This is a genomic window from Streptomyces sp. NPDC050738, from assembly GCF_040654175.1.
Classification (GTDB): domain Bacteria; phylum Actinomycetota; class Actinomycetes; order Streptomycetales; family Streptomycetaceae; genus Streptomyces.
On record NZ_JBFAHN010000003.1, the window covers coordinates 517,530 to 540,869 of the forward strand.

The 23,340-nt window shown below is 69.4% G+C and carries 28 protein-coding genes and 1 pseudogene; 18 read left to right on the top strand and 11 right to left on the bottom strand.

Annotated features, from left to right (window positions below; translation table 11 throughout):
• Nucleotides 1–1,443: an aldehyde dehydrogenase family protein gene (locus tag AB0H78_RS10510; RefSeq protein WP_363233874.1), complete on the top strand. Its 1,443-nt coding sequence runs from the start codon at nucleotides 1–3 to the stop codon at nucleotides 1,441–1,443.
• On the top strand, nucleotides 1,436–2,326 hold the full coding sequence (locus tag AB0H78_RS10515; RefSeq protein ID WP_363233875.1) for an aldehyde dehydrogenase family protein: 891 nt from the start codon (nucleotides 1,436–1,438) through the stop codon (nucleotides 2,324–2,326). Before AB0H78_RS10510 ends, AB0H78_RS10515 begins: the two co-directional genes overlap by 8 nt.
• A 95-nt stretch (nucleotides 2,327–2,421) precedes the next feature.
• Here the strand turns inward: AB0H78_RS10515 and AB0H78_RS10520 are convergent, their stop codons facing one another.
• Entirely contained in the window at nucleotides 2,422–3,168 is a 747-nt protein-coding gene (locus AB0H78_RS10520; protein WP_363233876.1) for a flavodoxin family protein, read from the bottom strand.
• Between the two features lie 151 nt (nucleotides 3,169–3,319).
• Here AB0H78_RS10520 and AB0H78_RS10525 point away from each other — a divergent pair, with 151 nt between their 5' ends.
• From AB0H78_RS10525 to AB0H78_RS10540, 4 genes and pseudogenes are all read left to right on the top strand, one after another.
• On the top strand, nucleotides 3,320–4,216 hold the full coding sequence (locus tag AB0H78_RS10525) for a LysR family transcriptional regulator (protein ID WP_363234105.1): 897 nt from the start codon (nucleotides 3,320–3,322) through the stop codon (nucleotides 4,214–4,216).
• A gap of 43 nt (nucleotides 4,217–4,259) precedes the next feature.
• Nucleotides 4,260–4,787 (top strand): DinB family protein, encoded by a 528-nt coding sequence (locus tag AB0H78_RS10530; protein ID WP_363233877.1) that lies wholly within the window; start codon nucleotides 4,260–4,262, stop codon nucleotides 4,785–4,787.
• Nucleotides 4,788–5,293: 506 nt separating this feature from the next.
• The gene (locus tag AB0H78_RS10535) at nucleotides 5,294–6,598 is read left to right on the top strand and encodes a DUF222 domain-containing protein (protein ID WP_363233878.1); all 1,305 of its coding nucleotides are present in this window, start codon (nucleotides 5,294–5,296) and stop codon (nucleotides 6,596–6,598) included.
• Between the two features lie 605 nt (nucleotides 6,599–7,203).
• Nucleotides 7,204–7,497 (top strand): annotated as a pseudogene (locus AB0H78_RS10540) (phytanoyl-CoA dioxygenase family protein); the annotation flags it as partial.
• A gap of 215 nt (nucleotides 7,498–7,712) precedes the next feature.
• On the opposite strand, the gene AB0H78_RS10545 reads toward AB0H78_RS10540, so the two are convergent.
• The gene (locus AB0H78_RS10545; RefSeq protein WP_363234130.1) at nucleotides 7,713–8,195 is read right to left on the bottom strand and encodes a hypothetical protein; all 483 of its coding nucleotides are present in this window, start codon (nucleotides 8,193–8,195) and stop codon (nucleotides 7,713–7,715) included.
• A gap of 94 nt (nucleotides 8,196–8,289) precedes the next feature.
• Between AB0H78_RS10545 and AB0H78_RS10550 the strand changes: the two genes are divergently transcribed.
• Together AB0H78_RS10550 and AB0H78_RS10555 are read left to right on the top strand one after the other, a co-directional pair.
• The gene (locus AB0H78_RS10550; protein WP_363233879.1) at nucleotides 8,290–8,952 is read left to right on the top strand and encodes a hypothetical protein; all 663 of its coding nucleotides are present in this window, start codon (nucleotides 8,290–8,292) and stop codon (nucleotides 8,950–8,952) included.
• Nucleotides 8,953–9,000: 48 nt separating this feature from the next.
• The gene (locus AB0H78_RS10555) at nucleotides 9,001–9,510 is read left to right on the top strand and encodes a hypothetical protein (protein WP_363233880.1); all 510 of its coding nucleotides are present in this window, start codon (nucleotides 9,001–9,003) and stop codon (nucleotides 9,508–9,510) included.
• 11 nt (nucleotides 9,511–9,521) lie between these two features.
• On the opposite strand, the gene AB0H78_RS10560 is transcribed toward AB0H78_RS10555, so the two are convergent.
• Complete coding sequence (locus AB0H78_RS10560) at nucleotides 9,522–9,731, bottom strand: DUF397 domain-containing protein (protein ID WP_363233881.1); 210 nt, start codon at nucleotides 9,729–9,731, stop codon at nucleotides 9,522–9,524.
• The gene (locus AB0H78_RS10565) at nucleotides 9,728–10,612 is read right to left on the bottom strand and encodes a helix-turn-helix transcriptional regulator (RefSeq protein WP_363233882.1); all 885 of its coding nucleotides are present in this window, start codon (nucleotides 10,610–10,612) and stop codon (nucleotides 9,728–9,730) included. The genes AB0H78_RS10560 and AB0H78_RS10565 overlap by 4 nt, the downstream gene beginning before the upstream one ends.
• Before the next feature lie 158 nt (nucleotides 10,613–10,770).
• Between AB0H78_RS10565 and AB0H78_RS10570 the strand changes: the two genes are divergently transcribed.
• Nucleotides 10,771–11,262, top strand: coding sequence for an ATP-binding protein (locus tag AB0H78_RS10570; RefSeq protein WP_363233883.1), 492 nt, complete (start codon nucleotides 10,771–10,773; stop codon nucleotides 11,260–11,262).
• Here AB0H78_RS10570 and AB0H78_RS10575 read toward each other — a convergent pair.
• Nucleotides 11,179–12,285: a hypothetical protein gene (locus tag AB0H78_RS10575; RefSeq protein ID WP_363233884.1), complete on the bottom strand. Its 1,107-nt coding sequence runs from the start codon at nucleotides 12,283–12,285 to the stop codon at nucleotides 11,179–11,181. The genes AB0H78_RS10570 and AB0H78_RS10575 overlap by 84 nt on opposite strands.
• Nucleotides 12,286–12,374: 89 nt before the next feature.
• Here AB0H78_RS10575 and AB0H78_RS10580 point away from each other — a divergent pair, with 89 nt between their 5' ends.
• Nucleotides 12,375–12,728 (top strand): VOC family protein, encoded by a 354-nt coding sequence (locus tag AB0H78_RS10580; RefSeq protein ID WP_363233885.1) that lies wholly within the window; start codon nucleotides 12,375–12,377, stop codon nucleotides 12,726–12,728.
• Nucleotides 12,729–12,734: 6 nt separating this feature from the next.
• Here AB0H78_RS10580 and AB0H78_RS10585 read toward each other — a convergent pair whose 3' ends face one another.
• Both AB0H78_RS10585 and AB0H78_RS10590 read right to left on the bottom strand, forming a co-directional pair.
• Nucleotides 12,735–13,442 (bottom strand): IMP cyclohydrolase, encoded by a 708-nt coding sequence (locus tag AB0H78_RS10585; protein WP_363233886.1) that lies wholly within the window; start codon nucleotides 13,440–13,442, stop codon nucleotides 12,735–12,737.
• A 13-nt stretch (nucleotides 13,443–13,455) separates the two neighbouring features.
• Entirely contained in the window at nucleotides 13,456–13,998 is a 543-nt protein-coding gene (locus AB0H78_RS10590; RefSeq protein WP_363233887.1) for a GNAT family protein, read from the bottom strand.
• Between the two features lie 83 nt (nucleotides 13,999–14,081).
• On the opposite strand from AB0H78_RS10590, the gene AB0H78_RS10595 reads away from it, so the two are divergent.
• A complete protein-coding gene (locus tag AB0H78_RS10595; protein ID WP_363233888.1) occupies nucleotides 14,082–14,723 on the top strand; it encodes a methyltransferase domain-containing protein in 642 nt (213 codons plus the stop codon).
• 50 nt (nucleotides 14,724–14,773) lie between these two features.
• Nucleotides 14,774–15,010 carry a hypothetical protein gene (locus AB0H78_RS10600; protein WP_363233889.1) on the top strand — a complete coding sequence of 79 codons (237 nt, stop codon included), beginning with the start codon at nucleotides 14,774–14,776 and terminating at the stop codon, nucleotides 15,008–15,010.
• Nucleotides 15,011–15,094: 84 nt separating this feature from the next.
• Here AB0H78_RS10600 and AB0H78_RS10605 read toward each other — a convergent pair whose 3' ends face one another.
• A complete protein-coding gene (locus tag AB0H78_RS10605) occupies nucleotides 15,095–15,733 on the bottom strand; it encodes a LysE family translocator (RefSeq protein WP_363233890.1) in 639 nt (212 codons plus the stop codon).
• Between the two features lie 91 nt (nucleotides 15,734–15,824).
• Entirely contained in the window at nucleotides 15,825–16,403 is a 579-nt protein-coding gene (locus tag AB0H78_RS10610) for a TetR/AcrR family transcriptional regulator (protein WP_363233891.1), read from the bottom strand.
• A gap of 76 nt (nucleotides 16,404–16,479) precedes the next feature.
• On the opposite strand from AB0H78_RS10610, the gene AB0H78_RS10615 reads away from it, so the two are divergent.
• On the top strand, nucleotides 16,480–17,445 hold the full coding sequence (locus AB0H78_RS10615; RefSeq protein WP_363233892.1) for an alpha/beta hydrolase: 966 nt from the start codon (nucleotides 16,480–16,482) through the stop codon (nucleotides 17,443–17,445).
• Nucleotides 17,442–18,221, top strand: a complete 780-nt coding sequence (locus AB0H78_RS10620) for an NAD(P)-binding domain-containing protein (RefSeq protein ID WP_363233893.1) — start codon at nucleotides 17,442–17,444, stop codon at nucleotides 18,219–18,221. The genes AB0H78_RS10615 and AB0H78_RS10620 overlap by 4 nt, the downstream gene beginning before the upstream one ends.
• Before the next feature lie 35 nt (nucleotides 18,222–18,256).
• Here the strand turns inward: AB0H78_RS10620 and AB0H78_RS10625 are convergent, their stop codons facing one another.
• Nucleotides 18,257–18,637 carry a hypothetical protein gene (locus tag AB0H78_RS10625; protein ID WP_363233894.1) on the bottom strand — a complete coding sequence of 127 codons (381 nt, stop codon included), beginning with the start codon at nucleotides 18,635–18,637 and terminating at the stop codon, nucleotides 18,257–18,259.
• Nucleotides 18,638–18,721: 84 nt separating this feature from the next.
• On the opposite strand from AB0H78_RS10625, the gene AB0H78_RS10630 reads away from it, so the two are divergent.
• A complete protein-coding gene (locus AB0H78_RS10630) occupies nucleotides 18,722–19,378 on the top strand; it encodes a uridine kinase (protein WP_363233895.1) in 657 nt (218 codons plus the stop codon).
• Nucleotides 19,379–19,592: 214 nt separating this feature from the next.
• Here AB0H78_RS10630 and AB0H78_RS10635 read toward each other — a convergent pair whose 3' ends face one another.
• A complete protein-coding gene (locus AB0H78_RS10635; protein ID WP_363233896.1) occupies nucleotides 19,593–20,339 on the bottom strand; it encodes a SigE family RNA polymerase sigma factor in 747 nt (248 codons plus the stop codon).
• A 195-nt stretch (nucleotides 20,340–20,534) separates the two neighbouring features.
• Between AB0H78_RS10635 and afsQ1 the strand changes: the two genes are divergently transcribed.
• From afsQ1 to AB0H78_RS10650, 3 genes are read left to right on the top strand one after another with little or no spacing between them, the layout of a single operon-like run.
• Nucleotides 20,535–21,212, top strand: coding sequence for a two-component system response regulator AfsQ1 (afsQ1, locus tag AB0H78_RS10640; protein ID WP_363234106.1), 678 nt, complete (start codon nucleotides 20,535–20,537; stop codon nucleotides 21,210–21,212).
• Nucleotides 21,209–22,693: a HAMP domain-containing sensor histidine kinase gene (locus AB0H78_RS10645; RefSeq protein ID WP_363233897.1), complete on the top strand. Its 1,485-nt coding sequence runs from the start codon at nucleotides 21,209–21,211 to the stop codon at nucleotides 22,691–22,693. The genes afsQ1 and AB0H78_RS10645 overlap by 4 nt, the downstream gene beginning before the upstream one ends.
• Entirely contained in the window at nucleotides 22,690–23,319 is a 630-nt protein-coding gene (locus AB0H78_RS10650) for a hypothetical protein (RefSeq protein ID WP_363233898.1), read from the top strand. The genes AB0H78_RS10645 and AB0H78_RS10650 overlap by 4 nt, the downstream gene beginning before the upstream one ends.
• Nucleotides 23,320–23,340: the final 21 nt, after the last annotated feature.

Here is a 23,340-nt window from a genome sequence, read left to right on the forward strand (position 1 = left end):
ATGGCATCTGTATCCGCATTCGAGTACGCCCCGGCACCCGAGTCGCGCTCGGTCGTCGACATCGCCCCGTCGTACGGCCTGTTCATCGACGGCGAGTTCGTCGAGGCGGCCGACGGCAAGGTCTTCAAGACGGTCAGCCCCTCCACCGAGGAGGTCCTGTCCGAGGTCGCCCAGGCGGGCACCGCGGACGTGGACCGAGCCGTGAAGGCGGCCCGCAAGGCGTTCGAGAAGTGGTCGGCGCTGCCCGGCTCCGAGCGCGCGAAGTACCTCTTCCGTATCGCCCGGATCATCCAGGAGCGCAGCCGTGAACTGGCCGTCCTGGAGACCCTCGACAACGGCAAGCCGATCAAGGAGACCCGCGACGCGGACCTCCCCCTGGTCGCCGCGCACTTCTTCTACTACGCGGGCTGGGCGGACAAGCTCTCGCACGCGGGGTACGGCGAGAACCCCGCGCCCCTGGGCGTGGCGGGCCAGGTCATCCCCTGGAACTTTCCGCTCCTGATGCTGGCGTGGAAGATCGCCCCGGCGCTGGCAACGGGCAATACGGTGGTGTTGAAGCCGGCCGAGACGACCCCTCTCTCCGCGCTCTTCTTCGCGGACATCTGCCGCCAGGCAGGCCTCCCGAAGGGCGTCGTCAACATCCTCCCCGGCTACGGGGACGCGGGCGCGGCGCTGACCGAGCACCCGGACGTGAACAAGGTCGCCTTCACGGGATCCACCGCCGTGGGCAAGGCGATCGCACGCCAGGTGGCGGGCACGGACAAGAAGGTCACCCTGGAGCTGGGCGGCAAGGGCGCGAACATCGTCTTCGACGACGCGCCCATCGACCAGGCGGTCGAGGGCATCGTCACCGGGATCTTCTTCAACCAGGGTCAGGTGTGCTGCGCGGGCAGCCGCCTCCTGGTGCAGGAGTCGATCCAGGAGGAGCTCCTCTTCTCCCTGAAGCGCCGCCTGTCCACCCTGCGCCTGGGCGACCCGCTGGACAAGAACACGGACATCGGCGCGATCAACTCGGCCGAGCAGCTGTCCCGTATCACCGCACTCGCGGAGACGGGCGAGGCGGAGGGCGCGGAGCGCTGGTCGCCGGAGTGCGAACTGCCCACGTCCGGCTACTGGTTCAGGCCGACGCTGTTCACGGGCGTGACGCAGGCGCACACCGTCGCGCGCGACGAGATCTTCGGCCCGGTCCTCTCGGTCCTCTCCTTCCGTACCCCGGAGGAAGCGGTCGCGAAGGCGAACAACACGCAGTACGGCCTGTCCGCCGGCATCTGGACGGAGAAGGGCTCGCGCATCCTCGCGGTCGCGTCCAGGCTCCGCGCGGGCGTCGTCTGGGCCAACACGTTCAACAAGTTCGACCCGACCTCGCCGTTCGGCGGCTACAAGGAATCGGGCTACGGCCGCGAAGGCGGCCGCCACGGCCTGGAGGCGTACCTCAATGTCTGACTCGAATCGACTGAGCGTCTTCAAGACCTACAAGCTGTACGTGGGGGGCAAGTTCCCCCGTAGCGAGAGCGGCCGGGTGTACGAGGTGACGGACAGTAAGGCCAACTGGCTGGCGAACGCGCCTCTTTCGTCCCGCAAGGACGCGCGCGACGCGGTCGTCGCGGCCCGCAAGGCGTTCGGCGGCTGGGCGGGCGCGACGGCGTACAACAGGGGCCAGATCCTCTACCGCATCGCGGAGATGCTGGAGGGCCGCAGGGACCAGTTCGTACGCGAAGTGGCGGACGCGGAGGGCCTGTCCAAGTCGAAGGCGGCGGCCGTCGTGGACGCGGCGATCGACCGCTGGGTCTGGTACGCGGGCTGGACGGACAAGATCGCCCAACTCGCGGGCGGCACCAACCCGGTGGCGGGCCCGTACCTCAACATCTCCTCCCCCGAACCGACGGGCGTGGTGACGGTGATCGCCCCCCAGGAGTCCTCCTTCCTGGGCCTGATCTCGGTGATCGCCCCGGTGATCGCCACGGGCAACACGGCCGTGGTGATCGCGTCCGAGAAGTCCCCGCTCCCGGCGCTGTCCCTGGGCGAGGTCCTGGCGACGTCCGACCTCCCGGGCGGAGTGGTGAACATCCTCTCGGGCAAGACGGCGGAGATCACCCCGTCGCTCGCGTCCCACCAGGACGTGAACGCGATCGACCTGACGGGCGCGGACGCGGACCTCGCGCGCGACCTGGAGATCGCGGCGGCGGACAACCTCAAGCGCGTCTACCGCCCACGCCCCGTGGACTTCACGGCGGACCCTGGCACGCACCGCCTGACGGCGTTCCTGGAGACGAAGACGGTCTGGCACCCGACGGGCTCGCTGGGCGCGTCGGGCTCCGCGTACTGATCCCACCGCCGGACCAGAGCCCCGCCCGCCCTCCGTCCAGGGCGCGCGGGGCTCTTCGGCTGTCCGGGCGGACACACCCACGGGGCGCGGGGACGTCAGGCGCTGGTCAGCGCGGCCGGTGCGACGTCCGTCTCCCTGAGGGAGGCGGAGAGGGCGCGGGCCTCGTGTTCGGTCATCCGGGAGGTCTCGTACGGCACCGCGTTGACCCAGCGCTGAGCGAGCCGGGCGATCCGCTCGCCGTACCGCTCGGCGGTGATCAGATCGCCGCGCGATCCGGCATCCTCCGGCCCCTGGTCGGCGTTGCTCTGACTCATCAGGCCCAGCCACGAGCCGAGCCGGTTCACATCGTCACGGGAGCCACCGCTCCAGTTGTTCCCCGGCATGTCACCCACGCCGATCCACTGCATGCCCAGTTGTGCGCCGAAGACCGCCAACTGCTCGAGCACGGTGAGCTTGTCGCCGCTCTGCGAGGCGGACATGGTGAACGCCCCGGCCAGCTTGTCCTTCCACGCCTGCGTGACAAAGGGCGTAAAGGCCGCCTCCATGAACGCCTTGAACACGGCCGACACGCTGCCCATCAGCGTCGGGCAGCCGAAGACGATCGCATCGGAACGTTCAAGCAGCGCCAGCACTTCCGCATCGTGCCAGCGGCCCGCGACGACGTCCTCGGCCCGGATCTCGACGAGATGCACCTGGGCGCCCGGCACGAGCCTCGCCCCGCCGGCCAGGTGCTCGGCCAGGACCTGGGTGTGCCCGTGGACCGAGTGGTAGACCACGGTCACCGTGACCGGCGGCGCATGGTTCTCACGCGAAACGTCATCGACTGCCCTATCGACTGCCATGTGTTCTTCACTGCTTCCGGTCGTGGGGAATCCCCTGGGGAATCCCTGCCCAGCCATCACAGCCTGCGTACGGCACGGCATCAACGCCGAACTTCGGCATACAGCGATCGGTCACACCGATCGATGGCGTTAGCCTGGTCCCGTGGACAGGATGGAACTGGAATCGTTCGTCGCGGTCGCGGAAGAGCTTCACTTCGGCCGTGCGGCCGCACGCCTGCACCGGGGCCAGCCCACGGTGAGCGACGCCGTCAAACGACTGGAAAGCACCCTGGGCGGCCGGCTCTTCCACCGCACCAGCCGCAGGGTGTCACTGACGGACCTGGGCGAAGCACTGCTCCCCGACGCCCACGCCGCCCTGGCCCAACTCCGCCGCTTCCAGCAGCGCGGACGCTCCCTGGCCGCCGGCGACCAGGCCCGCACCACCCTCGTCGTGGCACACGCCGAATACACCTGCCACCAACTGCTGTTGCGCTGCCTGCCTCAGCTGCGCGACCGATTCCCCGACGTGACGATCGTCCCGGAGTCCATGCCGACCACGGCCCAACTCACCGCCGTACGGATGGAGACGATCGGCCTGGGCATCGGCTGGGCAACGGACGGCGTCACCGGCGTACGCGCGAGGGTGCTGTCCACCGAAAGGTTCGTGGCGCTCGTCCCCGCGGCCCACCCTCTCGCCGGACAGGCCGAGTTGAGCGCGTCCGAGCTGTCCACGACCGACCTGCTCACCTGGCCCCACCAGATCAACAGCGGCCTCTGCGACCGCCTCCTGTCCGCCTTCCACATCGGCGGAGCCGACCTGCGCATCATCAGAACCGCGGACAGCGTGCACGCCATCGCCGCACATGTCGCCGCAGGAACGGGCATCGGCATCGCCATCGAATCCGCACTCGACCACGAGCCGCCCGGCCTGCGCATGATCCCCCTGGTCGGCCCGTCGACCACAGCCGACCAGGTCATCTTCACCCCCACCGAACCATCGGCCCCCGCCACGGCACTGCGCGACCTGCTGCTGCGGACCTCGGCCGAGTCACCCTCCGCCGCGTACTGAGGACGAGGGCAAGGGCCACGCCATGGTGTGCCAGGGTGCGTTCATGACGACCACACCGGATGGACGCCCGATCCCGCCTCCGCATGCCGGTGAACGCGACATGCTGGAAGCGTGGCTCGACTTCCACCGCGCCACGCTCGTGCTGAAGTGCTCCGGCCTCAAGGACGATCAATTGCGCCTGGTCTCAATCGCACCGTCGCCGATGACACTGCTGGGTCTCGTCCAACACATGGCTGAGGTTGAACGCAACTGGTTCCAGCGTGTATTCGCAGGCCAGGACGTACCCACCGTCTTTGGGGAGGGCAACGCCGATGGCTTCGCACTTGAGGCTGGCCGAGGACTAATCGAGGTGACGGCGATCTGGGAGGCCGAGATGGCCCACGGGCGTGAACTCATCGCCACCGCATCACTGGACGACTCCGGTCACCTGCCTGAACAAGAGACCGTCCACCTGGGTGCTGAAGGAATCTCACTGCGCTGGATCATGGTTCACATGATCGAGGAATATGCACGCCACAATGGCCATGCCGACCTGATCCGAGAACGCATCGACGGAGTCGCCGGCGCCTGACACTAGATCTCCTCGGGTGTTGTCCGGTGGTGATGGCACCGGGTTTCGTGGCCGGGTGCGGGTGGTGGGCTCCGTCATGACGTGGGTGGTGGGTGGGGGCGGGGCGTGGGCGTTCGCTCCTGTTCAGGATGAAAATTGCGTGGCTGGGGTGGGTGGCCGGTTGGACTACCTCCGTTCGCGCGATGTCGGCTGCGGAACCGTCGCAACGACCTTTCCCCAACTGGTGTGAGAGATGGGCCCGGTGGGGTGCGTCGGGTGGGTGGGGAGGGTTGCGGGTGTCGTATCGCGCCTGCGGCGCAGGACGGCTGGCAACAAGGAGGAGCGGATGGGGGCGGGGCGCTGGCCCGCGCCACCGGGCGGGCACATGTTCCCTCTTCTCGAACGTTCACTCGACCGAGTGGTTTATGCAGTTTGACCTGGCAATATCACGGAGAGTGAGCGAGGATGGAGGGAGCAACCACCGCACAGGGGGCGGGGGTTGGCATCGAACACGCGGGGGTGTGGGGATGAAAGAACAGCCAGGAACACCGGACGAATGGGCCGCGTATTTGCGCGTGCAGCAGCCATCGGCGCATCTGATGGACCTGCTGCCCGTCCTGGACGTGGAGAAGCTCTCCCCCACGGGTCGCATCGACGCCCTCGCGGTCCTGGAGCGGTTCTCCTCGTGGATCGCGGCATGCCAGGTGCCGCTGCTCGCGGCGATCGAAGCCCACACCGACGCCGATCTCCCGGTCGGGGCCGACTTCGAGACCACGCTCCACCATGAGTGGGACTACGCGGTCGAACAGGTCGCCTGCGTCCTGAAGTTGAGCGGCGCAGGGGCGGCGGACCGGCTGGAGGTGGCACGGGGTGTGGCCGAGCGCCTGCCGCAGATCCTGGACCTGTTGGGCCAAGGAGAGATCTCCTGGCGGCAGACCAAGACCGTCGCCGATGCCTGTGCGGTCCTCGACGACACCATGACCGCGCAGGTGGAGGACGCCATCGTCGCCAAGCTGCCCGTGCAGGCCGCCCACGAGACCCGGCGGATGTTGAACCGCATCATCGCCCGCTTGGACCCGGACGGTGCGGCCGCCCGCCACGAGGCCCGTCGCCTGGAGCGAACCACGGTCAACTACCCGCAGCCGGACGGGATGGCGATGTTCGGGGCGGTCGTCCCGGCCGAGCAGGCCGCGATGATGGCCCAGGCCGTCGACGCGCACGCCGCGACCTTCGAGGACGACGAGCGGACCCTGCCCCAAAAGCGCGCGGACGCCCTGTTCGACCTCGTCGTCAACCGCACCAGCACACCCAACACGACACCTGCGGGCGGGCGTTCAGTGGCCATCGTGCAGATCACCGTCCCGCTGGACGTACTGATCGGGGCGAGCGAAGACCCGGCCGACCTGAAGGGATACGGACCCATCACCGCCGGCCAGGCCCGCGACATCGCCTTCACCGAAGGCACCATCTGGCGGCGCCTGATCACCCACCCCACCACCGGGTTGGTCGTGAAAACCGACCCGACCACCTACAAACCCACCGCCGAGACCATCCGCCACGTCGAGGCCCGCGACCGGCACTGCGCCTTCCCGACCTGCCGGATGCCCGCCCACCGCACCGACCTCGACCACATCGTCGAATTCGACCACCACAACCCCTCCGCAGGCGGCCAGACGGTCCCGGAGAATCTGATCCCGCTTTGCCGACGCCACCACGGACTCAAACACCGCGGCGGCTGGCAGGTTGTGCGCGACGACACCACCGGCCAAACCCACTGGACCGCACCCACCGGCCACACCTTTACCAACACCCCCGACACCTGGCACGAATGACCCACCAGCAGCCGGGAGTTGAAAGCCCACGTCCGCTTCGTGCTGCCCACGCACGACAGGCCCGTACACCTGTATCACGCACCCGTGCCCACCCGGCACACGGCCACGCCCGGCGACGCGGGCCACCCCGCTCCTCCTTGTTGCCAGCCGTCTTGTGCCGCAGGCGCGACACGACACCCGCAACCCTCCCCACCCACCCGACGCAACCCACCGGGCCCATTTCTCACACCAGTTGGGGAAAGGTCGTTGCGACGAAGCCGCAGCCGACAACGCGCGAACGGAGGTAGTCCAACCGGCCACCCACCCCAGCCACGCAATTTTCATCCCGAACGTGAGCGAACGCCCACGCCCCGCCCCCACCCACCACCCACGTAATGACGGAGCCCACCACCCGCACCCGGCCACGCAACCCGGTGCCATCACCACCGGACAGAATCCGAGGAGATCTTCCTCCTCGCTGGTCAGACTCCTGTTTCGGGCGATGAAATCGCGTCATCCGCGAGGCGTTCATGGAGTAGGTGGCCAGGGACAGTGAGACGGTCGCCGCGCGGGACGAAGTGGCGCCGGACGATGCCCCCGCAGTCCATGCTCCACTTCAAGCCGCTGTGGCCCGCGAGCAGGCGTGGCGCCAGGACAACTACTTGCTGCGCGCCCACCCAGGGGCCTGTATCGCCGCCTGGATCGCGGTCGACGACTGCGCCGAGGCGAACGGAGCTCTGGCCATGGTGCCGGGTTCGCACACCATGGAGGTGGTGTGCCCGGAAGAGGCCGACGCAGAGCAGTCGTTCACCAGCGGACTGGTCGGGCCTCCGGCCGGATTGGAGGCCCGGCAGACGCGTATGCACGCCGGTGACGTGCTGAACTTCCACGGCAGCACGGTGCACAGCTCGCTGCCGAACACGTCGGAGGACCGGTTCAGCCGCCCGCTGATCTTCCACTACGTGCCCGTCGGCAGCGTGGAGGTCTCCATGTGGCACCTGCCACTCGTGGATGTGGCATCAGGGGCCGACCTGAACATCCCGGAAGCCACCGGAGGCGGTCCGTGCGGCGACGGCTGGGAGGGGCGGTGCACTGATCATCTCCATGACAGCCGACCCATCGATTCCGTCCAGACTCAGCCGGAGCCGGGAGAGCCCCAGTCGTCGGTGGACCGATGGCGGCCCAGGCCCACGGCAGTGAATTCGTCCTCGCCCGGACCACTCCTCGCGCCCAGCCGCCGAAGAGCCTGTGAAGCCGGACTGCCCTCACTTGAGAAATGTTCTTTCTCCTGCACGCACAACGGCCCCAACTCCAGTGCACCGGCGGCCCAGACGGCAGCCCGCTGCTCACCGACTCCACCGAAGTACTCGGCCTCCACATAGGCGACCGGCCCTGCGACGGACCACCGAGCGAGCACGTTCTCTACGTCGCCCGATAACCGCCAGAATCCCAGCACCCGTTCAGGGCTACCCGCTGTGACGACATCAACGATCTCATCCGTCAACGGCAGCAACAAAAACCCCTGCGCCAGCCTCGCCACCCGGCCGCCGGGGACCTCCCGTACCGCAGCACGAAGCAGCTCGTCGCCCGCGATCACCGCCTCAAGCACAAAGCTCATCCCGGGCCCCTCCTCCAACGAACGGATGCCTCATCCTGCCTGATGGGCCTATGCGCCGGCGTACGGAACCCCCACCCAAACAGGGAGGCGCTGCGTGGTGGAATACGGGACCATCAGCCCGGTGATCGTGATGCAGCCAGTCCTGGAGATATACGCCCCTGACGGCTTCGCTCTCTGGCCTGTCGCCGAGAGCGAGCCGTTCGGGTACCTCGCGCTCAACGGTGACCTCACCTCCGCCGAGGTCGGCACAGCGATGATGCGGATCGCCCAGTGCAACGACATCGACCCCGACCCCCAGGCGGGGGACGACCGCCCGCCTCGACCGGACGAACCGCTTGCATCCTTCCTCCATGGGCTGCTGACATTCGAGGACCTCTTCGCCGCGGGTGGACTGCGGGTCACGGACAACACCACTGGCGTCACGCTCATGCCCGGCTGCTGCAACGGGATCGAGGAGTGGCGTGATTGGTACGCCGTCATCGAAGGCGGCGGGCCGGTCGGCTTCGGCCACTCCCCCGATCCCCTGGCCGAACGCCACGGCGAAACCGTCCGACTCGTTGTCGACTGCGACAAGAGCGACAGCCCGGAGATCGAGCTGTCCACCACCGAGCTGCGCCGCCTACTGGAGGGAGCCGAGCACGATCTCGCCGCCTTCCTCGCGCTGGCGGCCGACTGGCTCCGCACGCATCTGCCCCACCAGGCCGTCCCTGTCACCGACGCACTCGCCCGAGTTCTCGCTCACCCCACAGCAGCCTGACGAGAACCAGTGCCCCCCTTGTCAGTGGCCGACGCTACGGTTCGGGCCATGGGATCTTCGGCGACCTACATAGTGGCGCGGGCCGCACGGCCACTGACGAATCTGGCAGCGATGCAGACGTCCGGCTGCATGCCGGAATGGTGGGCGCGAGATGGCAATTGGCAGATTCTCCGGGCTGAGCCGGGAGGCGACCCCGAGTCGTCGATCGTCAGCGAGACGGGGGCACCGGTCCTTACCGCGCACGTGCTCGACAGCGACTTCGTGATGGTGGAGGCCGCCAGCCCGAACGGTCTGTCCTGGCGATGTGCTCTGTCCCCGGTGATGGCGCGTGACTACGACATTCCCGAGGAGTGGATAGGCGACCCGGACGACGTGGCCAGGCAGGCGGAATTGTGGGCCTTGGAGGCCGGCCTTCAGCCGGACCTCCCGGAGTTGAGAGCCACCCTGGTCGCAGAGTGTGATCCGCTGGCCGAGGAGCTGGTCTTCCGCCTCACACATGCGCTGGGATTCCGATTCGACGGTGGCATGCCACTGCCCGAGGCTCTGGGCGGTCCCTGACGCGTGTTGGGTCAGCGTGCCGTCGCGTACGTGACGAAGCCTGCCCATGCCGTACGGCCGACGGTGAAGCGTGGGCCCTGGGCGTGCTTGGAGTCGCGGATGTGCACTGTGTCGGGGGCCGTGGCGATCTCGATGCAGTCGCCTTCGTTGCCGTTGCTGCTGTAGCTGCTCTTGAACCACTCCAGCTCGGAACCGTCTCCGACAGAGGTCGTGCGGATCATGTCTCTCCCAGCATGTGCTCGATGAAAGCCAGCGTCTCGCGAGGGGTCAGCGCCTCGGCCCGGATGATGCCATATCGCAGTTCGATGATGCGGACTTGCTTTGCGTCCGTCACGGGTCGACCGTGGAACGCACCGTGTGAGCGCGCCGCCGCCGTACCGTCCTTGAACTTCAGCACGTCGATGTCCCCGTCCATCCCAGGATGCGCCTCGCGCAGCGTGGGCATCACCTGAAGCGTGACGTTGCGCAACTGCCCGATCTCCAGCAGGCGTTCGAGCTGTCGGCGCCACTCCATTGTGCCTCCGATGGGCCTGCACAGCGCCGATTCCTCTTGTACGAAGCTGAGCGCGGGCGCCGGTTGCCGCTCGTAGATGGCCTGGCGTGCCATGCGTGCGGCCGCCATCCGCTCCACTTCGTCCGGCGAGTACGGGGGCTGCCTGGCCTCGAACAGCGCCCTTGCGTGCCCTGGAGTCTGGAGCAGGCCATGCAGGCCGTGTGCCACGTATGCCCCCAGTTCGACTGCCCGGGCCTCCACTCCCGCCATGTCCCGCACCTTCTTGGGATACCGGACCGCCGCCACGTCCGCCGCCATCGCCTTGATCTTCCCGGCCGCACGGAGGAGTTCGTCCGCCCGGATCAGGTACTCGGGGCGGGGGATACGCTTCCCGCCTTCGACCTTGCGGACCAGGTCCTCCCCGTATCCGATCGCCGCCCCGAACTCCCCGGCCCGCAGCCCCGACGCCTCGCGCCAGAGCTTGAGTTGGCGTCCTACGGCCGCGACCACCGCCGCGCCCGGCTCGTCGTCGGGGTCGACCTCCCAGCCGGGGTCGTCCGCCCCGCCGCCACTCGCCGCGCCCGTACTGTCGCCGCCCACGCTGTTCATCCCGCGCCCACCTCCGACGTGCCGAACATCCTCAACGCGCCATATCCCGCTCCGTAACGGCGGACAACCCGGACAGCACCGGACAAGCGCCGGACAGTCACCGTACGCAACCACGTCATCGCTGTTCGCGGATCGAGGCCCGGGCCACGCTAAGTGACATGGCTCACGAAACCGCCGAACCCCTGGTCTCCGCACCGGAGTTCACCATCCGACTGTCCGCCACCCGCCGCGGCGCACGTCTCGCCCGGCTGCTCGCGACCGAGCAGGTCCGCGCCTGGGGGCTGCCCACCGACGCCGCCGCCCACGTGGTCGCCGAGCTCGCGACGAACGCCGCCACGCACGGCCGCGTACCGGGCCGGGACTTCTCCCTCAGCCTGACGCGCACCGACCACCGCACGCTGCTGATCGAGGTGACGGACTCCCGGGGCGAACGGCTGCCAACACCTCAACCGCCGCCTGGCGACGGCGAATCGGGGCGCGGGCTGTTGATGGTGGAGGCGTTGGCCGACCGGTGGGGCGTCAGCCTGGGGCCTGTACCCCGTAAGACCGTGTGGGCCGAGATCGACCTACTGGAAGAAAACGCGGCCGTGCCATTTCTGCGTGAGGCTGTCGAGGATCTCGCGCAGCCAGGGACTGCGGGCGGCCGGTAGCCGGGCCAGAGTCTCCTGGAAGGAGCGCCCGTCGGCCGCGAACAAGCTGCGGGGGCGGGGCACGATCGGGTCGTCGCGGAGCACATCGGCGGGCATGTTGCCCAATACGGGGAGGGGCAGGTGCGGTGCGGGGAAGGCCAGCCGCAGCCATATCCCTAGCGGCAGCGGCACCAAGTACGCCGCCGCAGAAGGCCCTTCAGGGGCCCAGAGTTCCCCCGTCTGCGGATGAGTGGGTACGAGGAGGATGTCGGCGGCGGGGTCCGAGGCCCGCTGTCCCGGACCGGCCAGGACGGCCCGCCTTGCGGGCGGGCCTGCCGGAAGCAGGGTGTCGAGGGTGCGCTGGAACACCTCCCCGGCCAGGCCGTCGGGGACGGACACCGGATCGCCTTGAGAGGCCACCAGCAAATGGGCGAGCGCCCGGCCGGCTGCCGCCTCCCACACGGGGCTCCACAGCCAGTAGCGGTACGGCTCGTGGCTCGCTCCCCACCTGGCCATGGGCCCGAACGGTGGTGTGCCCTCCCTCTCCGCCGTCAGCTCCTCCCAGGAGAGCGGTACGGCGTTGTCGACAGGAAGCCTGTGCACGGCGTCGGGGGCGAGCCACACCGTCTGCCAGAGCGAGCAGTCGTCGATCCTGGTCGCCACGGGCAGTCCGCACGCCGTGCAGACCATGTTGGGGCCGTCGCCCCCGGCAATGCCGCAGCAGGCGCCGCCGCGCAGTTCAGGAAGCAGCCGGGTGCCGCGGACATCTCCCGGTGCGACGGCGATCGCGCCGGGCGCGCCGTCCGACAGGACTCCGACCGGCGCGTAGATGCCGCGCGCCTCCGCCTCGTCCGGATCGGTGTCCTCCCATCTTCGCCAGGGCGGTCCCCACGGCTCCGGTTCCACTGCGAAGGTGCCCGGCTCCATGAGCACGGGGAGCTGGAGCCCGTTGCCGTAACTCTGGTGGGCGTGGACCGGCAACTCGACCTGGGACAGCGGGGCGGTCAGGTCCGCGCCACACCCGGTACACACGAAAACGAACAAATACCCTCCCCAGGGAAACAGCGGCATCGTCGCAGTTAGCGCTCCGCCCGGCCAACACGTTTTCGATCCCGTCCTGGCAGGATCGCCGCATGGAACGAGTTCTTGGAATCGGCGGGTACTTCATGCGGGCCGCCGACCCGGCCGCCCTGAGCGCCTGGTACCGCGAGTGCCTGGGCCTGGACATCGACGAGAACGGGCTGTGGCGGCAGGGGGACGGGGTGACGGTGTTCGCGACGTTCGAGTCCGAGACCGACTACTTCGGGTCCCGTGAGCAGCAGGCCATGCTCAACTTCCGGGTCCGCGACCTTGACGCGATGCTCGCGCAGCTGCGCGCCAAGGGTGCGGACGTGGCGAGCGAGGCGCAGGACATGGAGGGGGTCGGGCGGTTCGGCTGGGTCACCGATCCCGAGGGGCATCGGGTCGAGCTGTGGCAGCCCGCTTGAGCCCGTTCACACCCGAGCAGGCGTCTCGTGTCGGATGACGGCGTCTGCCAGCCGGCCCGGCTCGAAGGCCGCGGCCGCCACGCGGAGTTCAGGGGGCAGACCACTCCACAGCTCCTCCAGCAGTTCGTCGCGGCCGGCCGCCTCGGTCCGGGCTTCGAGGTAGGGCTCGGCGGTGGCGACCACGTGTCCGTCCGACCGGTACGTGGTCATCAACACGACGTCTCCTGGCTCCAGATCCCGTACTGCCAGCGTCATCCGGTCAGTTGTCGTACGCCCGCCCCGGCTCCGTCGTGCCGCACCGAACCACGCCTCCCGACCCGCGCCGGCGTCCGCCGCCACGTCCGCCACCACCGTGATGCGCGGCGTGCAGATCGGAGGGTCGGGTTCGTACTCCAGTCCGTCCAGCGCATCGACCGGTCGTTGATCCGCCAGCAGCCGGTCCGCCACCACGGCGACCTGCTCACCATTGCCGAACACCAGCCAACCGCCCCGCTCGCGAGCCGCCACGTAATGCCGGAGCGGGTCGTGCACGGACGCGCCGGTCGGCGAGACGATCAGTTCCCCCTCGCCTCGGCGCAGGACGCGCGCCTTGGAGGACGCGCTCCGTCCGGTCAGGAAGTAGCCCCCGCACAGCGCTCCACCGAGCGTCCTCGCCCACAGCACGCCCCGCCCGGGATAGGGGTTCCCCGCCACCACTTCGTGCAGCTGATCCATCGGTCCGCTCCCCCTAGCCCTGCATGTCCGGCTTCCACTCCTTGGCGAGGAGGCCGAGCATCACCCCGTCCAAGTACTCGCCCATCACCCACGCCGCGGAGCGCAGTACGCCCTCGCGGACGAAGCCGTTGCGCTCGGCGGAGCGGAGCATCGCGGCGTTGTCCGACAGCGTCTCGATCTGCAGGCGCCGCAGGCCGCGTACGACGAAACCGTAGTGGCACAGCGTCGCGACGATGTCGGTGCCGTAGCCCTTGCCTCGCGCGGCCGGGCGCAGGCCGAGGCCTAGGTGTGCGGAGCGGTTGTGGTTGTCGATGCCCCACAGGTTCGCGGTGCCGACCAGCGTGCCGCCGTCGAGTTCCACCACGGAGAAGGCGGCGAGACTCTGCTCCGTGTCGTCCACCACGAACGGCGCGTCCTTCGCCCCGGGCGTGATCGGGCGCCACGGCCCGCCGGTGGCCCGGGACGTGGTGACCACATCGCCGTAGAGCTCGTCCTGCAGGATCGGGATGTCGTCCTCGTGCCGGGCTCTGAACCCGACTCTGCTTCCTCGTATCATGCGAGCTTCCTATCCGGCCGAACCGATCTGCGGCAAGGCCCATCCGGGATCGGCTGTCGGTGCCGGGGGCTACGGTCGCGGGCATGGTCGAACACGATGCCCTCACCGCCACCCGCCAGGCCTACGATGCCGCCGCCTCCGAGTACGCGCAGTTGTTCCGCGATGCGCTGCGCGATCGGCCGTTGGACCGCGCCATGTTGGGTGCTTTCGCCGAGGTCGTCGGTACGGGTGGGCGCGTCGCGGATCTGGGGTGCGGGCCGGGGCAAGTCACGGCCCATCTGGCGGGGTTGGGGCTGGACGCGTTCGGTGTCGACGCCTCTCCTGCGATGATCGCGCTGGCCCGGGAGGACTCCCCCGGCCTGGAGTTCCACGTGGGCTCGATGACCGCCCTCGGCATCGCCGACGGTGCGCTGGGAGGCGCGCTTTCCCGCTGGTCCATCATTCACACGCCGCCGGCGGAACTCCCCGTCATCCTCGCGGAGTTCAGCCGCGTGCTCGCGCCCGGCGGCCACCTTCTGCTCGGATTCTCGGCCACCGATGGCCCGTCCCATCCCACCCAGATCTTCGATCACGCCGTTGCCCCGGCCTATCGGTGGGCGCCGGATCATCTCGCCATGTTGTTGCACACGGCCGGGTTGGTTGAGGTGGCGCGGATGGTGCGCGAGCCCTTGCCCACCGACCGGCGGCAGTTCAAGGAAGTTCACCTTCTCGCCCGTAAGGCGTGACCGCCTACGCTGAAGGTGAAGGCGTATACGTCCGGATGACGGGGGTCCAAATGCCGCGTACTCACAACGAGTTCGTGGAGATGTTCGCCAAGTATCTCGACGATGAGCGGGCCGAGCGCAAGCAGGCCGAGCGGACTAGTGCGGCGCGTGAAGCACGGGCGCTGATCGCGGAGGCACTGGCGACGGCGCACCGCGTCGCGCTCGACGAGCTGGAGCGGCTTCGGGTGACCGGGCAGATCACCGAAGGCGAGTACAAGGTCCGTCTTGCCCGCCTGCTGGACCTCTGACATCTGACGGGGGCCCTGTCCGGGAGCCCGGTGCGCAGGATGACGACGTGGGATGGATAGTCCTGGCCTCCGGCCTTCGGAGCCTCAGTTGGTGAGTGCCAGCTTGATACCGAAGACGCCGATGACCGTGCCGGTGATCCGGTCGAGCAGGCGGCGGGCCCGGGGTTTGCGGAGCCAGCTGTGCAGGGCGCGAGCGAAGCCGATCAGGACGGCAGACCAGAGCAGACCGATGAGGATGTGCACCGTGGTGAGCAGGAGGCCCATGGTGAAGTGGTCAGCGCCTGGCGGGATGAACTGGGGCAGGACGGCGACGTAGAAGGCGCCCATCTTCGGGTTCAGGAGATTGGTGAGCGTCCCCTGCCGCCAGCCGCCGCTGACCGAGTCCGCGCCGGCGGCCAGGACGCCATCGTCCGCGTCTGCCGCAGGCAGTCCCCGGAAGGTGTCCCGGAGCATGCGCGCAGCCATCCACAGCAGGTATGCGGCGCCGATCCAGCGCAACGCGGTGTAGGCGAGGTGGGAGGCCGTGAGGAGCGCGGTCACTCCGAGGGAGGTGAACGCCCCCCACACCAGGGTGCCGGTCTGGATTCCGAGGACGACGCCCCAGGCTCTCCTGCGTCGGCCAAGGGCCGACGTGCGCAAGATCAGCGCGGTGTCGAGGCCGGGAGTCAGAGTGAGAAGCCCTACAACCAGGGCGAAGGACCATAGGGCGGAACTTATTGCCATGGAATGCCAACCTACCCCGCCAGATCGCCTGCCTTGCTAGCAAGTGCGGCGGATCACAAGCTGGGTGGGTTCTCCTCCGAAGAGACAGGTCCTAGCCCCGGTCGGACTCCCCGGCGAAGTGCGGCAGCACCATCGCGATCAGTCGGTCCACGTCGGCGTCCGCCATCGGCTCGCCTGTCATGCCCATCCGGTGGAGCATCACACCGACCACCACGTCGATGAAGAACAGCACCCGGTCCTCCGGCTCGTCGAGCGCCTCCTGGAACGCCAGCCGGTACGGGTCCTGGAAGCGTGAGGACAGAATCGCGCGCAGCGCCGGGTCGCTGACCGCGTCGCTGAACACGCCCGCGAACGCGTCGCCCACCCCCGGCTCGGCCACCTTCGCCGCGATCCAGCGGATCGCCGATGACATGAGCTCCGGGCGGTCGGCGCCCTCCAGCGGCGCCGGACCGAAGGCGTCGAGGAGGCAGTCCACGATCAGGTCGCCCTTCGTCGGCCAGCGGCGGTAGACCGTCGACTTCGCCACGCCTGCAGCCGAGGCGATGCGCTCGACGGTGGCGCGGGCGTAGCCGAGCTCGCGCACCGTGCCCAACGCCGCTGCGAAGACCGCCTCGTTGACGCCGGTGCGCGGGCGGCCGGGCGGCCGGGAGGCGGATGTGTGCGAAGTCATTCCCTTACGGTACCGCCTTTCGCTACCTTAGGTATCGATACCTCAAGTCGCGAAACTCTCTGGACCAGGAGAAGTCATGAGTGAGAGCACTGCTGTCGCACGACCGCCGGAGCCCGACTGGCAGACGATCACCGCCGAGGAACTGGTCGCCTACCGCGACGCGGAGAACCGCTTCCGGGCGTTGGGCGCCGCGCGGGCGATCACCGGGGAGCCGGATCCCGGCGCCACGATCCAGTGGGAAACGGTGGCGCTGCCCGGCCGTGAGCTCCCGGTACGGGTGTACCGGCCGGAGGCGGGCGCGGACCGGGGCGGCCTGCCCCTCGTGATCCACGTACACGGTGGCGGTTTCGTCGGGACGGCCGTCCAGTGCGACTGGGGCACCAGTCACCTCGCCGCCCGACTGCCAGCCGTCGTCGTCTCGGTGGAGCATCGGCTGCTCGCCCACGACAGTCCGCTGTCGGCCGCCGCCGACGACGGCTGGGATGTCCTCCAGCACGTCGTACGGCACGCCGGCCGGTGGGGCATCGACCCCGCCCGGACCGCCGTGTTCGGCGAAAGCTGCGGCGGGCTGATCAGCGCCCTGACCGCGCTGCGGGCCAGGGACGCCGGTCTGCACCTCGCGGCACAGGTGCTGGTCAACCCCGCCGTCGATGTGACCGACACACTGCTCGACTACGACTCGGCCACCGCGTACGCCCACACCCCGACCCTCGGCCTGCCCCAACTCCGCCTGTTCCAGCGGCTCGCGGTGCCGGCAGGCACCGACCCCCGCGCGCTCTCGCCGCTGTACGCCGACGACCTGAAGGGGCTGGCCCCCGCGCTCGTAGTGGTACCGACCGACGACCCTCTGGCCGACCACGGCCGCCACTACGCCGAGCGGCTCCAGGCGGCCGGGACTCCCGCGCGCCTCAGCGAATACCCCGGGGCTCCGCACGCGTTCCTCGCTCTGCCGGGCATCGTGCCGCAGGCCGAGCCCGCACTCGCGGAAATCCTCGACTTCCTCCGGGTCTCGCTCAACTCTGGGCAGGATCAGCAGACATGAGGGCAGACGCAGTGAAGCGGATCGGCATCATCGGCGTGGGCGAGATCGGGCGGGCCATCGTCGAGGGGCTGTGCGGCGCGGGCGGTTCCGCGCCGAACGTGTTCTTGTCTCCCCGGGGAGCCCGCACCGCCGCCGAGCTGGCCTCCCTCTACGAAGGCGTGCAGGTCTGCGCCGGCAATCAGGAGGTCGTGGACCGCGCCGAGTTGGTGATCATCGCCGTGCGTCGCGCGGACCGTCACGACGCCTTGGCGGGTCTGCGGGTGGACGGCGGCAAGGTCGTCATCAATGTCATGGCAGGCGTCTCCAACGACGACCTGCGGCAGACCCTGGCCACCGACGCCCCGCTGGTCCGCGCCATCCCGCTGCCGACCGTACGCGAACGCCGTTCCGTCACCGTCACGTACCCCTCGCACCCTGAAGTGGACGCCTTCTTCGGGCAGTTGGGCGGAGCACTCCCCGTCGCGGACGAGGCCGACTTCGACGTCTTCTCCGCGCTGACGGGGACACTGACCGCCCATTACGCGTATCTCGCCACGCTCACCTCGTGGGCCGCGGACCAGGGCATCGGCCCCGCCGACGCCGAGCGCTATGTCCGCGGCCTCTTCGAGGGCGTCGGCCGCTCCCTGGGGGACGAGAGCCGCACCCTGCGGCAGCTCGCGGCCGACCACGAGACGCCGAAGGGAAACAACGAACGCATCCGGACCACCTGGTTCGAGCCTGCCAACTCCGACGCCCTGAAGAAGGCCCTCGACGGGCTCCTCGACGCTCTGAGGTAGCTCGCCGCAGCCCCCTCCTCGCCGTAGCGCCTCCCTCAGTGCGGCAGCAGATCGCTCAGCGACGCGCCCCGCGCCAGCGGGCCGGTGGCCGCGGCCGAGGAGACCGGCTTGAAGTCGGCGATCTGGGTGCCCACGGCGTTGTCGAGGGGGTCCACGCCCGTGTTGGCCAGGGGGTCGATCTTCATATGACTCGCCGGGGCGGTGGCGTGCTGGAGCGAACCGACCAGGGCCTGGGCCGGTGTCGTCGTCGCGTCGCCCAGCGGGGTGGCCAGGCCGACCGTCTGGGAGGCGGCGAGTGGGGCCGCCTGGGCCGCGGCCGCCCCTGCGGCGAGCGCCGCGCCGGCCGCCGTGAGGGTCAGTCCGGCGCGGAGTGCGGTGCGATGCCTGAGCTGCTTGGGTGCTGCGTGTCGGGCCATGATCACCTTCTGCTTGAGTAACCAGTCGTGCGCGCAGCGTAGTTGAGCAGGGGCCGACAGCCCAATGCAGCACAATGGTTTCCCGTGAGTACATCTGCCATACCCACCCGCGTGGTCCTCCTCGCCGGCCCGTCCGGCTCCGGGAAGTCGCTCCTCGCGGCCGAGTCCGGGCTGCCGGTGCTGCGGCTCGACGACTTCTACAAGGAGGCCGGCGACCCGACGCTGCCGCTGGTCGAGGGCTCGAACGACATCGACTGGGACCACGCGGAGTCGTGGGACGCGGAGGTGGCGCTCGCCGCGATCGTGGAGCTGTGCCGTACGGGACGTACGACGGTCCCCGTGTACGACATCGCCACCAGCTCACGGACCGGCGTCGAGGCGCTCGACATCGGCCGGACTCCCCTCTTCATCGCGGAGGGAATCTTCGCGGCGGACATCGTGGCGCGGTGCGAGGAACTGGGCGTGCTCGCCGATGCGCTGTGTCTGAGCCGGGGGGCCTTCACCACGTTCCGGCGGCGACTGGTGCGCGACCTGAGGGAGGGGCGGAAGTCGGTGCCCTTCCTGCTGCGCAGGGGGTGGCGGCTGATGCGGTCCGAGCGGGGGATCGTCGCGCGGCATGTGGCGCTCGGCGCGTACGCCTGCGACAAGGACGAGGCGCTGGGCCGACTCGCCTCCGCCGCGGCCGGGCGGTGCCGCCGGACCGGAGCGCCCCTTCGCGGCCAGACCGCCGCAGGGGCCTGATTTTGCTCTTGCCGGTGTCGCATCCGAACGCACCGCAAGCGGCCATTGAGCAACCCCCACCGACGCCGGCCACCTCCGCGAGAGCGGCGGCGGCTTAGCCGCAAAGGGGGCAAAAAACAGGGCCGGACAAGACCCCCCGGCCTGTCCGACCCTGCTCTCCCCCGTGACCCCCGTACTGCCGCCGTATCCCCCGATGCGGCGTCCCCCCGATCCCTCAGGCGACCAGCTCGCCGAAGGACTCCTCCTCGTCACGGCCGAAGCTGAGGACCTCGTCCTCACGCATCCGGCGGAGCGACCGCCAGATGCTCGACTTCACCGTGCCGACACTGATGTCCAGGATCTCCGCGATCTCCGGATCCGTACGGCCTTCGTAGTAGCGCAGGACGAGCATCGTCCGCTGCAGTTCGGGGAGGCGGGCCAGTGCCTGCCACAGGACTGCCCGCAGCTCCGTGCCGCGCATCGCGTCCGTGTCGTTCGCCGTCTCCGGGAGTTCCTCGGTCGGGTACTCGTTGAGCTTGCGGCGGCGCCAGGCGCTGATGTGCAGGTTCGTCATGGTGCGGCGGAGGTAGCCCCCGACCGCGGCCTTGTCGCTGATCCGGTCCCAGGCGCGGTACGTGGAGAACAGTGCGCTCTGGAGCAGGTCCTCGGCCTCGAAACGGTCGCCGGTCAGGTGGTAGGCGGTCGCGTACAGGGAGGCGCGGCGTTCCTGTACGTAGGCGGTGAATTCCGCCTCCGACAAGGACTGCTGCTGCTCCCCCGAGCTCTCCCCGTACGCCGCCGCTCCCCCGGTGCCCCCGGCTCCCCCGTCGACCACCGTCATGTACGACGGCGTGTGCTGACGCCCGGTGCCGCGAGAGGAGCACCCCCGCACTCCTGCGGCACCGGACTTCTGAACCGGCACGGTCACGTCGTGGAGACGCGTGATTACTGCGCCGGAGTTGATGCTGTGCAGTGCGTTCATCTCGCGCCCCCCGTCGGTGGTTCCTAGCGGTTCGGTCTGTGGTGAAAAGCTTGCCCGCGGTCCTTCATGGCCGTGTCCGCCGACTGTCACAGAGCTGTCACAGCGGCCGGGCCGGCAACCCCGTACAACACCCCCTCACGATGGGAGCGCTCCAACTGTCGAACTCCCCCTGTCCCATGGGCCAGAATGACCAACGTGCCCTTCCTGTTGCTGATCGAGGACGACGACGCCATCCGCACAGCCCTTGAGCTGTCGCTGTCACGCCAGGGGCACCGTGTCGCCACGGCGGCCACTGGCGAGGACGGTCTCAAACTGCTGCGCGAACAACGGCCCGACCTGGTGGTTCTGGACGTGATGCTGCCCGGCATCGACGGATTCGAGGTGTGCCGGCGCATCCGGCGCACCGACCAGCTGCCGATCATCCTGCTCACCGCGCGCAGCGATGACATCGATGTGGTGGTCGGTCTCGAGTCCGGTGCCGACGATTACGTCGTCAAGCCCGTCCAGGGGCGGGTACTCGACGCCCGCATCCGTGCCGTACTGCGCCGCGGGGAGCGGGAGTCGACGGATTCCGCCGCCTTCGGCTCTCTCGTCATCGACCGGTCCGCGATGACCGTGACGAAGAACGGCGAGGATCTGATGCTCACCCCGACCGAGCTGCGGCTGCTCCTGGAGCTGAGCCGGCGGCCCGGACAGGCGCTGTCGCGCCAGCAGTTGCTGCGCCTGGTGTGGGAGCACGACTACCTCGGGGATTCGCGGCTGGTCGATGCCTGTGTGCAGCGGCTGCGCGCCAAGGTGGAGGACGTGCCGTCCTCGCCGACCCTGATCCGTACCGTGCGCGGCGTCGGCTACCGGCTGGACACGCCTCAGTGAGAAGGAAGTTCCTCCACGGCCTGCGGTGGACCAGCCTCAGGCTCCGGCTCGTGGTCGTCTTCGCGCTCGTCGCGCTGACCGCCGCCGTCTCGGCGTCCGGCATCGCGTACTGGCTCAACCGCGAGGCCGTGCTGACCCGCACCCAGGACTCCGCGCTCAACGACTTCCGCCAGGAGATGCAGACCCGGGCCGCGTCCCTCCCGCTGCAGCCGACGCAGAGCGAGCTGGAGACCGCCGCCGTGCAGATGTCCGCCAGCGGCAATCCGCACTACAGCGTGCTGCTGGTCGGCGAGAGCGGGGGCAAGCAGGTGAAGGGCTCCTCGGCTCTCGCCATGTTCTCGCTCGACGACGTCCCCCAGTCGCTGCAGGACGCGGTGAACAAGCAGCAGAAGGTCACCGCGGGCAACCCGTACACCTACCACCTGTTCTGGCAGCGCATCACGCTGCGCAAGCAGCCGTACCTGGTGTCCGGGACGCGCATCATCGGGGGCGGGCCGGCCGGCTACATGCTGACCTCCCTCGACAAGGAGCGCCAGGACCTCAACTCCCTTGCCTGGTCGCTCGCCATCGCCACCGCGCTCGCGCTCATCGGGTCCGCGCTGCTCGCGCAGGCCGCGGCGACGACCGTACTGAAGCCGGTGCAGCGGCTGGGCGACGCGGCGCGGCGCCTGGGCGAAGGCAAGCTCGATACGCGGCTGCGGGTCTCGGGGACCGATGAACTCGCCGATCTGTCGCGGACGTTCAACAAGACGGCGGCGTCGCTGGAGAAGAAGGTCGACGACATGAGTGCGCGGGAGGAGGCGAGCCGCCGGTTCGTCGCCGACATGTCGCACGAGCTGCGTACGCCGCTGACCGCCATCACCGCCGTGAGCGAGGTGCTGGAGGAGGAGGTCGACACCCTCGATCCGATGATCGCGCCCGCCGTCGCGCTCGTGGTGAGCGAGACCCGGCGGCTCAACACCCTGGTCGAGAACCTCATGGAGGTCACCCGCTTCGACGCGGGCACGGCGCGCCTCGTCCTCGACGACGTCGACATCGCCGACCAGATCACGGCGTGCATCGATGCCCGCGCCTGGCTGGACGCCGTCGAGCTCGACGCCGAGCGCGGGATCATGGTGCGGCTCGATCCGCGCCGGCTCGATGTGATCCTGGCGAATCTGATCGGCAACGCGCTCAAGCACGGCGGTTCGCCGGTACGGGTCACGGTCCGCCTGGAGGGCGAGGAGCTCGTCATCGCGGTGCGGGACCACGGGCCCGGGATCCCCGAGGAGGTGCTGCCGCACGTCTTCGACCGGTTCTACAAGGCGAGTGCGTCGCGGCCGCGTTCGGAGGGCAGCGGGCTCGGGCTCTCCATCGCCACGGAGAACGCCCGTATCCACGGCGGGACCATCACGGCGGCCAACTCGGCGGAGGGCGGTGCGGTGTTCACCTTCCGGCTGCCGCGCGACTCCTCCGTGAACGACGAAGAGGGGGGCGCATGACGCTCCGGTTCCAGAAGGCCGCCACCGCGCTCGCGGGGATCGCCGCCCTCTGCGCCGCCGTCACCGGCTGTGGCATCCGCGACACCTCGGTGCCCGTCGACGCAGGTCAGGCGCCCTCGCGGGTGCCGTGCGATCTGCCCGCCGAGAACATCACCACCCAGGCCCAGGAGGGCATTCCCGTACGGATCTACCTGGTCTGCAGCTCCCAGCTGGTCTCCGCCGACCGTACGGTCCGCCTCCCGCAGGGCGCGGGTTCCACGGACCGGGTCCGGGTGGCGCAGCTGCTGCTCGACGAGCTCCGGGTGCCGCCGACGGCCGCCGAGAAGCAGGCCGGGTTCAGCACGGACGTGCACGGGGCGCTGACCGTGCAGGGGCCGGACAAGCGCGACCCGAGGACCGCGCTGCGGCTCAGCCGCGCGCCCGAGAGCCTGCCGGCCGCCGCGCTGGCCCAGGTGATCTGTACGTACGCGGAGAGCGCGCTGGTGGAATCGCAGGACATGGCGGTGCTGCTCGGGGGTCCCGCGGCGGGCGACCCGGTGCGGTCGTACGTCTGCACACCGGAGGTGAAGGAGCGGCCGGAGGCCATGTCCACCGCGCAGGAACCCTCACCGGTGGCGACGTCCTGACAGCGGGTCCCCGTGCGACGG

Coding starts and splice junctions, on each gene's coding strand:
- AB0H78_RS10510 (WP_363233874.1), top strand. CDS start 1: ATGGCATCTGTATCCGCATTCGAGTACGCCCCGGCACCCGAGTCGCGC.
- AB0H78_RS10515 (WP_363233875.1), top strand. CDS start 1,436: ATGTCTGACTCGAATCGACTGAGCGTCTTCAAGACCTACAAGCTGTAC.
- AB0H78_RS10520 (WP_363233876.1), bottom strand. CDS start 3,168: ATGGCAGTCGATAGGGCAGTCGATGACGTTTCGCGTGAGAACCATGCG.
- AB0H78_RS10525 (WP_363234105.1), top strand. CDS start 3,320: ATGGAACTGGAATCGTTCGTCGCGGTCGCGGAAGAGCTTCACTTCGGC.
- AB0H78_RS10530 (WP_363233877.1), top strand. CDS start 4,260: ATGACGACCACACCGGATGGACGCCCGATCCCGCCTCCGCATGCCGGT.
- AB0H78_RS10535 (WP_363233878.1), top strand. CDS start 5,294: ATGAAAGAACAGCCAGGAACACCGGACGAATGGGCCGCGTATTTGCGC.
- AB0H78_RS10545 (WP_363234130.1), bottom strand. CDS start 8,195: ATGAGCTTTGTGCTTGAGGCGGTGATCGCGGGCGACGAGCTGCTTCGT.
- AB0H78_RS10555 (WP_363233880.1), top strand. CDS start 9,001: ATGGGATCTTCGGCGACCTACATAGTGGCGCGGGCCGCACGGCCACTG.
- AB0H78_RS10560 (WP_363233881.1), bottom strand. CDS start 9,731: ATGATCCGCACGACCTCTGTCGGAGACGGTTCCGAGCTGGAGTGGTTC.
- AB0H78_RS10565 (WP_363233882.1), bottom strand. CDS start 10,612: ATGAACAGCGTGGGCGGCGACAGTACGGGCGCGGCGAGTGGCGGCGGG.
- AB0H78_RS10570 (WP_363233883.1), top strand. CDS start 10,771: ATGGCTCACGAAACCGCCGAACCCCTGGTCTCCGCACCGGAGTTCACC.
- AB0H78_RS10580 (WP_363233885.1), top strand. CDS start 12,375: ATGGAACGAGTTCTTGGAATCGGCGGGTACTTCATGCGGGCCGCCGAC.
- AB0H78_RS10585 (WP_363233886.1), bottom strand. CDS start 13,442: ATGGATCAGCTGCACGAAGTGGTGGCGGGGAACCCCTATCCCGGGCGG.
- AB0H78_RS10590 (WP_363233887.1), bottom strand. CDS start 13,998: ATGATACGAGGAAGCAGAGTCGGGTTCAGAGCCCGGCACGAGGACGAC.
- AB0H78_RS10595 (WP_363233888.1), top strand. CDS start 14,082: ATGGTCGAACACGATGCCCTCACCGCCACCCGCCAGGCCTACGATGCC.
- AB0H78_RS10600 (WP_363233889.1), top strand. CDS start 14,774: ATGCCGCGTACTCACAACGAGTTCGTGGAGATGTTCGCCAAGTATCTC.
- AB0H78_RS10605 (WP_363233890.1), bottom strand. CDS start 15,733: ATGGCAATAAGTTCCGCCCTATGGTCCTTCGCCCTGGTTGTAGGGCTT.
- AB0H78_RS10610 (WP_363233891.1), bottom strand. CDS start 16,403: ATGACTTCGCACACATCCGCCTCCCGGCCGCCCGGCCGCCCGCGCACC.
- AB0H78_RS10615 (WP_363233892.1), top strand. CDS start 16,480: ATGAGTGAGAGCACTGCTGTCGCACGACCGCCGGAGCCCGACTGGCAG.
- AB0H78_RS10620 (WP_363233893.1), top strand. CDS start 17,442: ATGAGGGCAGACGCAGTGAAGCGGATCGGCATCATCGGCGTGGGCGAG.
- AB0H78_RS10625 (WP_363233894.1), bottom strand. CDS start 18,637: ATGGCCCGACACGCAGCACCCAAGCAGCTCAGGCATCGCACCGCACTC.
- AB0H78_RS10635 (WP_363233896.1), bottom strand. CDS start 20,339: ATGAACGCACTGCACAGCATCAACTCCGGCGCAGTAATCACGCGTCTC.
- AB0H78_RS10650 (WP_363233898.1), top strand. CDS start 22,690: ATGACGCTCCGGTTCCAGAAGGCCGCCACCGCGCTCGCGGGGATCGCC.